The sequence below is a fragment of the Psychromonas arctica DSM 14288 genome (assembly GCF_000482725.1).
Lineage (GTDB): Bacteria > Pseudomonadota > Gammaproteobacteria > Enterobacterales > Psychromonadaceae > Psychromonas > Psychromonas arctica.
This window is the reverse complement of record NZ_KI519481.1, coordinates 146,640-158,800: the sequence shown is the minus strand read 5'-3', so window position 1 is coordinate 158,800 and position 12,161 is coordinate 146,640. Positions and strand designations below refer to the sequence as shown.

The following is a 12,161-nucleotide window of genomic DNA, read 5'->3' as shown; positions in this document are numbered from 1 at the left end:
CGATCATTGTGATAAGAATGATCGTGCGATATCTGTCACTTTATTTTTATAAAAACGCTGTTCATTTTTTAGGCTTTTCATGATTTAGCCCTGACCGTTTCTCCATGATCAGGAAAAATTGCAATACCGATACTGGTGGTGACATATACATGCTTACCTTTGATCACAAATCCTTTTGATAAATGTTCATGAATACCAATAGAGATAGTGTCTATATCAGATAAGTTGATTACATTTTCCACTAAGATAATAAATTCATCTCCCCCTAATCTCGCTAATATTTCAAAATCAGTCAACACACTTGCAATAGATTTACTCACTGCAATCAACAGTAAATCACCGTAGTCGTGACCTAAGGTGTCATTTATTTCTTTAAAACCATCGAGATCTAGTGCTAATACAGCAAAACTTTTATCTTTTTCGTATTCAATCAAGTCAGCTAGTTTATTCAGTATATAACGCCGATTAGGCAGACCAGAGAGAGGGTCACTAAAGGCTTGTGTGGTTAATTGTGTATTAGCCACTTTCAACGCCGTTGTTCGCTGCTGAACAGTTTCTTCTAAAGAATGATCCCGTTGTTCAATGGTTTCTAACATCAAATTAAAACAGGAAGCTAAATTACCTACTTCATCACTCGATAACACCTGTGAGCGTAAACTATAATTATTGGTTTTAGTCACCCTGTCTGCGACGGCAGCGAGCTGAGTAAGTGGATAAATGAGGCTTTTACGTAAAAATAACGACAAAATAAAACTGAGCACTAAAATGAGTACTAAAATAACCAGTAAAAAAGTGCTAAAAAATAATAAGCTCTGTTCAATTAACGAGTAATCAGCCTTTATCGTCAATACGCCATACACAATCCCCTGCATCTGCAGTGTTGTTTTAACCACCATTAAGTCCGTAAATATTTGTGTGGTATTGTCCTTTGCTGCAACAACAGAAACAAAAGCATTTCCTTTCATGTCTTCTACTTGAGCACTAACAATATTACTTTGCCCCTGAAGAGATTTAATTTGTTCTGTAGCACTTGCTTGATCTTCAAAAATCAAAGCTGCGGTAAGATTTGGGGCCAGTATATTAGCGATTGAGTTAAGCCTAGACTGTTCGGCGTTAGTCACTGCGTTGAGTTCATAGATAGTGAACATGGAGGCAATGGAAATAGTGCTAAAAAAAGCGACTAACATCAACATCGCAAGTAGTTTGGCTTTCAATGATCTAAACAATATGCGTTGTAACGGCATTACAATGGACCTTTATAGATTCGACCTAAGCGAAGTACTTTAGAACTCATATTAATACCTGATCGTTTCAATTTATTGGGACTTATTTCAAAACGGACTTTACCGCCAACGATAAAAAAATTGATATGACCACCAGATAAAATAAAATTATTAAATTCGCCAACTAACATGGCATTAGGAATAAGACCCTTAATGATAAGATCATTCCATTTAGCTATATCATATTTTGAAATGAATAAGGTATGACAACCCGCTATCTCTTCAATATCAGCTCTTAAAAAACGAACCTCTACCGGTACCTTCCTTACGCTTAAATCTTTAAGTGTAAGTTTAGCCGCTTCTACAAACTCAGTATCAAAACTACAAAGGTTATAACTTTTCGCTGTTGTTGATAGAATTAGCATCAAGGTTAAAAATGTTAAAGTAAACTGTGCTGTAAGTCTCAACATGCAATTGACCTAGAATTTTGCAGTGATTTGAGCGGAATAACTTGGCTCAATATACGTGCTAATGGTAAATAGTTCACCTTTATTTCCAACTTCAGCGTGCTTGCCATAAAGCAGATTATTCCCAGTAAATGATAACATTACTGAAGGGGATACCTGCCAATGCCAGCTTAAATCAAATACACTATAATCTTTTGTACCATAGGCATCCCCACTCTCTAGACGATAAATCACTGAAAATGAGTGCGCTGGAGTTAATAGAAAGCTAGTTTTGGCAATAAGTTGGCGTAAATAAGTATCATCACCCAAAGCAGGTATTAAATCGTCTGATGAATGATTGTTATAATAAGTATAACTGTAGCCAAGCTCGGTGCTTAATTTCTCGTAAGGCTGCCATTTAATAACCGCTTCTCCACCATAAGTGGTTAATTTACCACCTGATACAAAGTCAAGACTGATTAATGAAAAAGTATCATTAACACTGGGAGCAATCGATAATACATTACGGGCTTTAGTATGAAACAGAGACAGGTCTACCCACCAAGATTTAGTACTATAACGATAACCCAGCTCTTTAGAAATTGATTTTTCTCCTTCAATATTAGGATTACCAATAACTTCTGTGCGTATTCCAAAGGGAGATGATAATAGTAATCTTTCATTGTATTCTGCAAAGGAAGGTATGCGGATACCCTGTGAAATTGCCGCCCATAAGGTATGCTTTGATTCCGGAGTCCATAATAAACGAGCCATCGGCTGATGCCCCCAGCCAGTAAAGCTATTTTTTTCAGAGCGGTTACCAACAATTAACTTAAGCGTCTCGGGTATTAATGTGAATTGCGCTTGAACAAATCCACCATAATGGTGATAAGTATTAATATTATTAATATTTTTAACATAATCACTATCGTCTACGTCAATGTTGTTATAACGATAGTTCACTCCCCAATCAAATTGTATATGATTAATCAATGTGTTCATTTGATAATCAATATCTGTAATCAAAAAGTCATCTTTATAATTAGTTTGATTACCTTGCTGAGAGCTAATTGATGCTTGTAACATTTGATTAGAATCAGCTGAAAGTCGATGCTCTAACCTTGTCATCAGTTGTATATGTTCACGTGAATATTCATCGGCCGCAAATTCTTTCATATATGAATTCAAATTGGCTTGGTGCATATTCTGCCCTATTTCGATCTTTGTATAATCAGCTTGAGCCAAGAAAGAGAGATTATCATTTAAATTTAAATCAATTCTTCCTCCAATCGTTTTCTTTTGGCTGTGATCATTAGGAGCAATAGCCTCATAACTTTTTGTCGATTTATCTACTTTTTCAATACCACCAAAGACTCTAAAGGAGCTATAGTTGGCTAAATCTCCACCCACCCTAAAATCGGCCTTATGATCAATTTTTGAGCCACTCGCTAACTGTACGACAGTATCTCGAGTATCCACGCTATGTTTGGTAATAATATTAACCACGCCATTGGTTGCATTACTTCCCCATAATAATCCACCTTGACCTCGAATCACTTCAATACGCTCAATGTCAAACAAAGGAAGGTTTAATGCTTCCCAGTATACGCCAGCAAATCCTGGGTTATAAATGCTCTGCCCATCAACCATTACCAATAACTTACTTGAATAACGACCTGCAACACTACGAGCCGTGATCGCCCATTGATTATTATCAATTTTTCGAACTTGCATACCGGGCACTAAGCTTAACGCTTGCGCCACAGAAGTCACACCTGACTGCAGGATCTCTTTATTAGTTAAGACATAAATTGAAGCTGCAGTTTCAGACATACTTTGCAAACGTTTCATCGCTGAAGTGGTTTGTATATCTGCTGCCATCAAGTCATCAAAATCAAGACTAGTGAGATCATCTAATTGTGATGTTGAATCAGCGAATGTGCTGGGGAGAAGTAAAAGATTGAATAGCAAAAATACTGCTTTCAAATAACAATTAATATTCACTAACTTTACCATTGCTGGTACTCAATTATAGTTCGCATTAAAATTCCATTTTTAAAAAGGTATCTATTATAGATAGTTACCCATTTTATATCCTTATAAAGTACATAATTGTGAGTGATGACTTTATCTAAAACGATGTAGTAAGCAAAGTTGATTAAACAGCTAAATAGATTAGAAAATTAGGTTAATCAACATTAATTTATAGGCAATGGTAAATATTAGAATTACCGCCACAAAACGTTTTCTTATTTATTTAAAATTTAAAAACTAAATACGAGTATTAGCATACCAATAAAAGGAAATTAATACAGTTTTATACTAAATAATGGGTAATAATTAGTTAAATGTTAGCGTCTGCATCTTACTTAAAAATATAGCATTGATCATAAGGTGAATCAGTTAAAGTAAAACGTCAACATAGATAGACCGCTCATCACTATAAATATATAGCTTCATACCATCAAATTTTGCCGCTGACTGTAAAATCATTTACACTCATGCTCTCTTTTATTTTTCATACATTAAGGTGTAGTCCATGTTTTTCAAAAACCTTCAAGTTTATCGTTTCACTCGTCCAATGGAACAAGATGACAATGCACTAGAAAGAAACCTAGAAGAATTTAAATTTAAACCTTGTGGAAGCCAAGATATTTCAAAGTTAGGCTGGGTATTTCCAATGGGGAAAAGCGGTAGTATGTATACCCACATTCATCAAAAGCAAATTTTAATCTGTCTTAAAAAAGAAGAAAAAATGCTGCCTGCAGGTGTAATTAAAGACCAATTAAATGAGCGTGTGGAAGCGATCGAGTTAGAACAAGGCCGTGCATTAAAGAAAAAAGAAAAAGACAGCCTGAAAGAAGATATCGTCATGCAATTATTGCCACGTGCATTTAGCCGTACTTCACAGACTTATGCGTGGATAGATAATGAAACAAATATGCTATACGTCGATTGTTCAAGTACACGTAAAGCAGAAGAACTGATTTCTTTGCTAAGAAAAACGCTAGGTAGCTTACCCGTGGTACCTGTACAGCTACAAAATCAAACTGACGTTGTAATGACTGATTGGATATTAGAAGGCAATATTCCAGCCCACTACCAACTAGAAGATGAAGCTGAACTTTGTTCAGCCTTAGAAGGCGGCGGTATCATTCGTTGTAAGCAGCAAGATTTATTGTCTGAAGAAATTAAAAATCATATCAACTCTGATAAATTTGTAACTAAACTAGCACTCAATTGGTCCGACAGTATTTCATTTGTTATTGGTGAAGAGTTTGCTTTAAAACGACTTAAATTTTCTGATGTATTACAAGAACAAAATGAACATATTGAAGCAGATGATTTTGCTGCTCGCTTTGATGCTGATTTTATACTGATGACCGGGGAGATTAAACAACTTGTGCCTTCATTAATCGGTATTTTTGGTGGCGAACAAACTTTATAACCTTCCAACATCTTACAGCCCAGTTTAAAACCTGGGCTTTTTTTTAACTAACCTCAATTCTGGTTAATAAAAGCGGCATTATATTTAAAATCATAAGATTATATTTTTGGGCTATACAGTGCCGTTAGTTTTGCGTAGTTCAAGGCGAATTATTGAAGCAATAACTGGTTATTGAGAGATAATTTAACGAAGAAATCCGCGAAAATAAAGGTGTTGTATTGCTTTGCTTATCCAGAACTGAGGTTAACTATACCCGTTATTATCCAGCATGCCAAAATCAACAAGCTATGAAGTTAAAAGCTTCTACGCATACAGTTGCCAGCCTAACGGATATAATACCGTGACTCAGTGTTTATACATGAGTTGAAAATATGATTTACCCCCTTCTTTTCATCCATATAAGAGTGAATTAAATGACAGTTTCAATTTTAGGAAGTGCAACCAGCAAAAGTGCCACTAAAGCCTTACTATTAGGCTCAGGAGAACTCGGTAAAGAGGTCGCTATCGAATTACAACGCTTTGGTGTTGAAGTTATTGCAGCAGATAGCTACGCCAATGCCCCTGCTATGCAAGTTGCACATCGTTCGCATGTGGTCAGCATGTTAGATGGAAAACGTTTAGCTGAGATCATCCGCCTAGAAGCACCTGACCTTATCATTCCAGAAGTTGAAGCAATTGCAACTGACACATTATTAGATCTTGAAAGCCAAGGTTTTAATGTTGTACCTACCGCACGAGCGACTAAATTAACCATGGATAGAGAAGGTATCCGTCGTTTAGCAGCTGAAACATTAGCAGTGAAAACGTCTCCATATATTTTTGCTGATACTAAGCAAGAATTTTTACAGGCTGTTAAAGAAATTGGACAACCTTGTGTTATTAAACCTGTAATGAGTAGTTCAGGTAAAGGCCAGAGTGTTGTAAAAACAGATGCAGACCTAGATCACTCGTGGACTTATTCACAACAAGGTGGCCGTACTGGTAAAGGTCGTATTATTATTGAAGGATTTGTTCCCTTTGATTATGAAATCACACTCCTAACAGTAAGTGCTGTTGATGGTATTCATTTTTGTGCGCCTATCGGCCATAGACAAGAAGATGGTGATTATCGTGAGTCATGGCAGCCACAAGCTATGTCAGAAAAAGCACTACAACAAGCACAAGAGATTGCAACTAAAGTGGTGACTGAATTAGGTGGGTTTGGTTTATTTGGTATGGAGTTTTTTGTAAAAGGCGATCAAGTCTATTTTAGTGAAGTATCTCCCCGACCACACGATACAGGATTAGTGACACTTATTTCTCAAGATCTTTCCGAGTTTGCTTTACATGTAAGAGCCATACTAGGATTACCGATCGGAGCAATCACACAATACGGTGCCACTGCTTCAAGTGTTATTTTAGGGAATGGCGCCTCTCAAGATATTAAGTTTGCAAACGTAGCCGATGCTTTAGGCAAAGTACCAGGTGCGCAAATGCGTTTATTTGCAAAGCCTGATATTAACGGAAGTCGTCGTTTGGGCGTCGCTATTGCACGTGGGCAAGATATAGAGCAAGCAATCGCTAACGCTAAATTAGTAAGTCAAACAGTTGAGGTACTTTATTAAGTTATCAATCTATGACTTAATAATAACATTAATAATAAAATAGATACTCTACTAGAAAACTAATAAGATTTTTAAAGCGATTTGCAGATGCATATCGCTTTTTTCCTTTCATCAGATCCCTTTATAACACCACCACTGTATTAGCATCATAAGTACTACCTTCTTCTATTCCTCTACAAAAACAGTTTAAAAATCAAACAAAGCACACAAAAAATAAGCAAAGCTAACAAATTAAGCTTGATCATAAGTTCAAACACAAGTACTGTTGTTACATACAGTGTTTATTTATACAGGTGAATCATATGTTATCAAGATTAATTAAAACAACGCACACTACTCCCTATTTATTACACAATTATGATCAAAGCCCTTTAACTTCAAGTGCATTAGTTAATGTGCAATACCAACAAAATGATTACCAAGCGTTGCTAGAGCATATACAAAAAGGGAGTGATCAGGGTTGGATTTTATTTTTAGCTCCTCCAGGAAAACCTAATACTCAATTTTTTGAAAACGCAGGCATAGATAAAAGCAGAATGTTAATGATCGACGCGAATAAAGTTGCCGATAATTTATCATTATTATCAACATTACTTCAAAGTAACAATTACTGTACGGTGGTAACTTGGGTTAACGAGCTATCAGAGCAAACACAATTAAATATTGAAGCAGACGCTGAGTTAACAAATACCAGTTGTTTTATTTACTGTAAACATTAAACGTATAGTGCATTCAACCTGTTTATACCCGTTATCATTCAAGATAAAAATATCAATAAGCGACAGGATCAGCGGATAAAATAAATTAAAGATCCAAAGACATCGATATTCAACACAAATTACAAAGTGCTAACACTAAGCAGGATGCTAATAACTGCATGATAACTAGATACTAATAACTGAATACTAATAATTGAATACTAATAACTGAATTCTGATGCCTACATTGATTAAAATCAGTTGTTGAGGATGATAGTTAGTTATAATTGCTGCAAACTAGCTATAGCGATATTTAAACAGTGATACTTTGCCTATCACTCATTAATAACAAACAATTAATTAGGAAGATAAAATGTATCCATACAGTGATAAAACTAAACAATTAATAGGCCTGATCGGCAGCGGCGACACAGCCTATGTTCCTAAAGCAATTACCTGTGCGATTAAAACATTAGATCAAATTGCTAATGACACAGCTATACCAGAAAAAACAAGAGAATCAGCTGCATTTGCAGCGGCCAATTTAGTACTCAGCGATTATGATGATCAGAATTAAGCTGTAAAAAATAGACAACCAGCTAACTAGACTATCAGTAAGCCAGAATACCAATAAACTCGTTTCTGGCGATCAGAATATTCGATATAAAAAATCACACCCAATACTATTCAATATGTCAGCCAGCTGAACTGAGGCAGTAATTTACAATGGTAACGGGCATAGTAAAAAACAACTAAAATACCAACTCAGCTCACTAACTGATCAATCTTACTGGTTAAAAAGAGCATTCCGCTCTTGTATTCAACTTCAATAGTTTTTGATGACTCAATGCTCAGGGTTAACTCAATTATTTGCGATTACTCCATAGCCAGCGAATGCCATAAAGCAAAAAAGAAGCCGAAGCTTCTTTTAATAAATACTCGAGTAACCTAATATAGGTTAGCCAATATGCGTCAAACCACCCATGTAAGGCTGTAACACTGCAGGTATCTCGATACGGCCATCGGCGCATTGATAGTTTTCTAAAACCGCTACCAAAGTACGTCCAACGGCTAAACCAGAACCATTAAGTGTATGTAGTAGTTCAGGCTTTTTAGCACCGGTACGACGGAATCTTGCTTGTAAACGACGCGCCTGGAAATCACCAACATTTGAACAAGATGAAATTTCACGATAAGTATTTTGCGCTGGCAACCATACTTCTAAATCGTAAGTTTTAGTCGCGCTGAAACCCATGTCGCCAGTACACAATACAACCTTACGGTACGGCAATTCTAAATTCTTTAAAACTTGCTCTGCATGGCCTGTTAACTCTTCTAACGCATCAAAACTTTTTTCTGGATGGACTAACTGTACCATTTCAACTTTATCAAATTGGTGCTGACGAATTAAACCACGTGTATCACGTCCATAAGAACCTGCTTCGCTGCGGAAACAAGGTGTATGTGCAGTCATTTTAATGGGCAAATCAGTTTCATCATAAATAACATCACGACTCATATTTGTTAATGGCACTTCAGCTGTTGGAATTAATGACATGCCAATGCCTTCTTCGGTCGCTGGATTTGTATTAAATAAATCATCGCCAAATTTAGGTAATTGGCCAGTTCCGTATAAGCTATCAGCATTTACTAGGTAAGGCACATACATCTCTGTATAACCATGTTCATTAGTGTGAAGATTAAGCATATATTGCGCTAAAGAACGATGTAATTTTGCTATTTGGCCTTGCATCACAATAAAACGAGAACCCGAGATTTTAACCGCTGATTTAAAATCTAAGCCGCCTAATGCTTCTCCTAATTCAACATGATCTTTTACTTCGAAATCATATTGCTTAGGCGTACCCCAGGTTAATACCTCTACATTTTCACTTTCATCTTTACCGATCGGCGCAGAGTCATGTGGTAAATTCGGGATCATGTCATAAATAGATTTAAGTTGGTCACTGACCACAGAAAATTCTTCTTTTGCTTTTTCTAAAGCTTCACCTAACTCATTCATCGCTTCACGTAATGGTTTGATATCTTCACCACGTTTTGCCGCTTGACCAATCTCTTTTGAGCGCGTATTACGCTCTGATTGCAAGCTTTCAGTAGAGACTTGAAGTGATTTTCTTTTTTCTTCTAATTCACTAAGTAAACTTACCTCTAAATCAAAACCACGTTTTTTTAATAACTCGGCAGTTTGTTCGATATCATTACGTAAAAACTTTGCGTCTAGCATGTTATTTCCTAACCTTTTAAAACTAATAAAGTACCTAGATACGCTGCAAATAAGCATATCACTACATTTAATACCACATTTAATAGTGCCTTAAGTAACTCCCCCTGTTGGATCAACAATAAGCTGTCCAATGAGAATGAGGAAAAAGTTGTTAATGCACCTAAAAAACCAACGCCAATTAATGGCCACCACGGCGTTGTAGAAATTGTTCCCTGTTGAACTAACTGAAATATATATCCCATTATCAGCGAGCCAATCACATTGACCGTAAGTGTAGCAAAAGGAAAACCTTTTCCAAAGAGACTAACTATGCCAATACCAATTAAATAACGGAAAGTTGCGCCAAATGCGCCACCAAAAGCCACGAAGCCGATATTCAGCAATAAATTATTCATAATAAATCTTTTATCCATCTCTTATTTGTTAACAACTTACTGAGTGCAACAGCTATGCTTGTTCATTTTTCCGCTTGCACTTATTAAGCTTATTCACTTGAATCTGTTCACATTAAAGCAGTTCTCATTAAGTCAGCCCGGACCTTAACAAGGTCATTATCAATAACGCTGTTTTTCGCTACGTTGATCACAACTTTTTAAATAGCGCAATTTTTCAGCAATTTTAATTTCTAGACCACGTTCAACAGGTTGGTAAAACTCAATGCCTTGCAAAGCTTCCGGTAAGTACACTTCACCGGCAGCATAAGCCCCTACTTCATCATGGGCATAACGATAACCTTCACCGTAATTTAATGATTTCATTAATTCGGTAGGCGCATTACGTAAATGATGAGGAACTTCGAGATCCGGATAGGCTTCAACAGCTTGTTTAGCCTTTGCAAAGGCACTATAAACGGCATTACTTTTAGCCGCACAGGCGCAATAAACTGCTGCTTGAGCAATTGCTCTTTCCCCTTCTTTGGGGCCTATTCTGGTAAAGCAGTCCCACGCAGACATTGCGACCTGCATTGCGCGAGGGTCTGCGTTGCCAATATCTTCAGAGGCAATCGCTAATAAACGTCGTGCTACATATAAAGGGTCGCAACCACCTGCTAACATGCGCGCATACCAATACAAAGCAGCATCGGGATCTGAACCACGCACGGATTTGTGAAATGCAGAAATGAGATCGTAGAAAAGATCGCCTTGTTTATCAAAGCTAACGCCTTCTCTACCCGCTATTTCCATTAATAAACCAGTATCGATCAGTAATTTATCTTTTGTTTGTTGTCCCATATCAGCAAGCAACTCTAGATAATTGAGCGCTTTTCTTGCATCCCCTTGCACTAGTTGTGCGAGCTTATCTAATACCCCTTCAGCGAATACAATGTTTTGCCTAGCAAGGCCGTGTTCAGCTTGGCAGGCTTGCTCAATCACTTCAATAATCTCTTGTTGTGATAATTTTTTTAACAGATAAACACGCGCACGAGACAGCAATGCATTATTAAGTTCAAAGGACGGATTTTCTGTAGTGGCACCAATAAATAAAAATGTCCCGTCCTCAATATAAGGCAAAAAAGCATCTTGCTGGCTCTTATTAAAGCGGTGTACTTCATCTACAAACAGTAATGTACGCCGACCAGCTGATTGATTTTGTTTGGCAATGTCGATAGCCGCACGAATTTCTTTAATACCGGATGTGACCGCAGACAATCGCTCTACATGGGCATCACAATATTCAGCAATTAACTCAGCCAAAGTGGTTTTACCGGTACCAGGAGGTCCCCATAAAATCATGGAATGAGCAAATCCAGCTTCTAAGGCCTTACGCAGCGGTTTATCTTTTGCGATGAGGTGAGATTGACCAATATACTGGTCAAAATTACTTGGCCGCATTCGTGCGGCCAAGGGTTTAAATTGATTATCAATAGTAAATAAATCCTGCATTAGCGTTGATCATCTATCTCAATACCATTCGGTATTTTAAATTCAAAAAAATCCTTCACAAATGTACTATTGTTTTTATTATTTGACAGGGTAAATACACTTTTTTGTCCCTGTGATTCTTGAACAACGAATTCACTGACATTGTCGTCTTTATTAAAGATAAAAATAAACGTATTCGTTGATGCTTTTGGGGCGCTACTTTTAACAATAAATTGGTGGTCTTTTTTAACCACGCTAAATTGGGCCCATTGTGCAGAATCTGCTCCAGATAATAACGCAAAGGGTGTGCCTGCAATTGCATCTGAAAAGTTCATGATAGTAACTTGCTCAATAAATGGACTATATAACCACATATCTTGTCCATTTGAAACAATCAATTCTTCATCAGGTTGAGTCACTTGCCAATGGAAATTACCAGGACGTGCAATGGCTAGCGTTCCCCAACTTTTTTGGATCACTTCCCCTTTTGGATTGATCACCTGTTGTACAAAGTCTGCATCAATAGTCGTAAATTTAGCCAGTTTTTGCTGTAATAATTCGCTATCTGTTTGTGCTGAGGCAAATTGAAACATTGAGCTGATCAGACATACTGTAATAAATAATATTTTTTTCAT

At 36.8% G+C, this 12,161-nt stretch carries 11 protein-coding genes; 4 read left to right on the top strand and 7 right to left on the bottom strand.

Features of this window, described 5'->3' with window-relative positions:
* Positions 1-77 precede the first annotated feature (77 nt).
* From H592_RS22720 to H592_RS0117590, 3 genes are read right to left on the bottom strand one after another with little or no spacing between them, the layout of a single operon-like run.
* Positions 78-1,244, bottom strand: a complete 1,167-nt coding sequence (locus H592_RS22720) for a sensor domain-containing diguanylate cyclase (RefSeq protein WP_051369242.1) — start codon at positions 1,242-1,244, stop codon at positions 78-80.
* On the bottom strand, positions 1,244-1,693 hold the full coding sequence (locus H592_RS22715) for a YfiR family protein (protein ID WP_051369241.1): 450 nt from the start codon (positions 1,691-1,693) through the stop codon (positions 1,244-1,246). Before H592_RS22715 ends, H592_RS22720 begins: the two co-directional genes overlap by 1 nt.
* A 9-nt stretch (positions 1,694-1,702) precedes the next feature.
* Positions 1,703-3,673, bottom strand: coding sequence for a TonB-dependent receptor plug domain-containing protein (locus tag H592_RS0117590; RefSeq protein WP_169727671.1), 1,971 nt, complete (start codon positions 3,671-3,673; stop codon positions 1,703-1,705).
* 535 nt (positions 3,674-4,208) lie between these two features.
* Here H592_RS0117590 and rdgC point away from each other — a divergent pair.
* The 4 genes from rdgC (at position 4,209) to H592_RS0117570 (ending at position 7,996) form a co-directional block, all read left to right on the top strand.
* The gene (gene rdgC / locus H592_RS0117585) at positions 4,209-5,117 is read left to right on the top strand and encodes a recombination-associated protein RdgC (RefSeq protein WP_028869928.1); all 909 of its coding nucleotides are present in this window, start codon (positions 4,209-4,211) and stop codon (positions 5,115-5,117) included.
* 425 nt (positions 5,118-5,542) lie between these two features.
* Positions 5,543-6,721 (top strand): formate-dependent phosphoribosylglycinamide formyltransferase, encoded by a 1,179-nt coding sequence (gene purT, locus H592_RS0117580; RefSeq protein ID WP_028869927.1) that lies wholly within the window; start codon positions 5,543-5,545, stop codon positions 6,719-6,721.
* Positions 6,722-7,023: 302 nt separating this feature from the next.
* Positions 7,024-7,440, top strand: a complete 417-nt coding sequence (locus H592_RS0117575) for a SulA-like leucine-rich domain-containing protein (RefSeq protein WP_037072090.1) — start codon at positions 7,024-7,026, stop codon at positions 7,438-7,440.
* A 352-nt stretch (positions 7,441-7,792) separates the two neighbouring features.
* The gene (locus H592_RS0117570; RefSeq protein WP_028869925.1) at positions 7,793-7,996 is read left to right on the top strand and encodes a YaeP family protein; all 204 of its coding nucleotides are present in this window, start codon (positions 7,793-7,795) and stop codon (positions 7,994-7,996) included.
* A gap of 381 nt (positions 7,997-8,377) precedes the next feature.
* On the opposite strand, the gene serS is transcribed toward H592_RS0117570, so the two are convergent.
* From serS to lolA, 4 genes are all read right to left on the bottom strand, one after another.
* Positions 8,378-9,664 (bottom strand): serine--tRNA ligase, encoded by a 1,287-nt coding sequence (gene serS / locus H592_RS0117565; protein WP_028869924.1) that lies wholly within the window; start codon positions 9,662-9,664, stop codon positions 8,378-8,380.
* An 8-nt stretch (positions 9,665-9,672) separates the two neighbouring features.
* Positions 9,673-10,059 carry a fluoride efflux transporter CrcB gene (crcB, locus tag H592_RS0117560; protein WP_028869923.1) on the bottom strand — a complete coding sequence of 129 codons (387 nt, stop codon included), beginning with the start codon at positions 10,057-10,059 and terminating at the stop codon, positions 9,673-9,675.
* Positions 10,060-10,218: 159 nt separating this feature from the next.
* Complete coding sequence (locus H592_RS0117555; RefSeq protein ID WP_028869922.1) at positions 10,219-11,547, bottom strand: replication-associated recombination protein A; 1,329 nt, start codon at positions 11,545-11,547, stop codon at positions 10,219-10,221.
* Positions 11,547-12,161: an outer membrane lipoprotein periplasmic chaperone LolA gene (lolA, locus tag H592_RS0117550; protein WP_028869921.1), complete on the bottom strand. Its 615-nt coding sequence runs from the start codon at positions 12,159-12,161 to the stop codon at positions 11,547-11,549. The genes H592_RS0117555 and lolA overlap by 1 nt, the downstream gene beginning before the upstream one ends.

Bases quoted from the DNA above. Each gene is read 5' to 3' on its own strand.
- H592_RS22720 (WP_051369242.1), bottom strand. From the start codon at position 1,244: ATGCCGTTACAACGCATATTGTTTAGATCATTGAAAGCCAAACTACTT.
- H592_RS22715 (WP_051369241.1), bottom strand. From the start codon at position 1,693: ATGTTGAGACTTACAGCACAGTTTACTTTAACATTTTTAACCTTGATG.
- rdgC (WP_028869928.1), top strand. From the start codon at position 4,209: ATGTTTTTCAAAAACCTTCAAGTTTATCGTTTCACTCGTCCAATGGAA.
- H592_RS0117575 (WP_037072090.1), top strand. From the start codon at position 7,024: ATGTTATCAAGATTAATTAAAACAACGCACACTACTCCCTATTTATTA.
- H592_RS0117570 (WP_028869925.1), top strand. From the start codon at position 7,793: ATGTATCCATACAGTGATAAAACTAAACAATTAATAGGCCTGATCGGC.
- serS (WP_028869924.1), bottom strand. From the start codon at position 9,664: ATGCTAGACGCAAAGTTTTTACGTAATGATATCGAACAAACTGCCGAG.
- crcB (WP_028869923.1), bottom strand. From the start codon at position 10,059: ATGAATAATTTATTGCTGAATATCGGCTTCGTGGCTTTTGGTGGCGCA.
- H592_RS0117555 (WP_028869922.1), bottom strand. From the start codon at position 11,547: ATGCAGGATTTATTTACTATTGATAATCAATTTAAACCCTTGGCCGCA.
- lolA (WP_028869921.1), bottom strand. From the start codon at position 12,161: ATGAAAAAAATATTATTTATTACAGTATGTCTGATCAGCTCAATGTTT.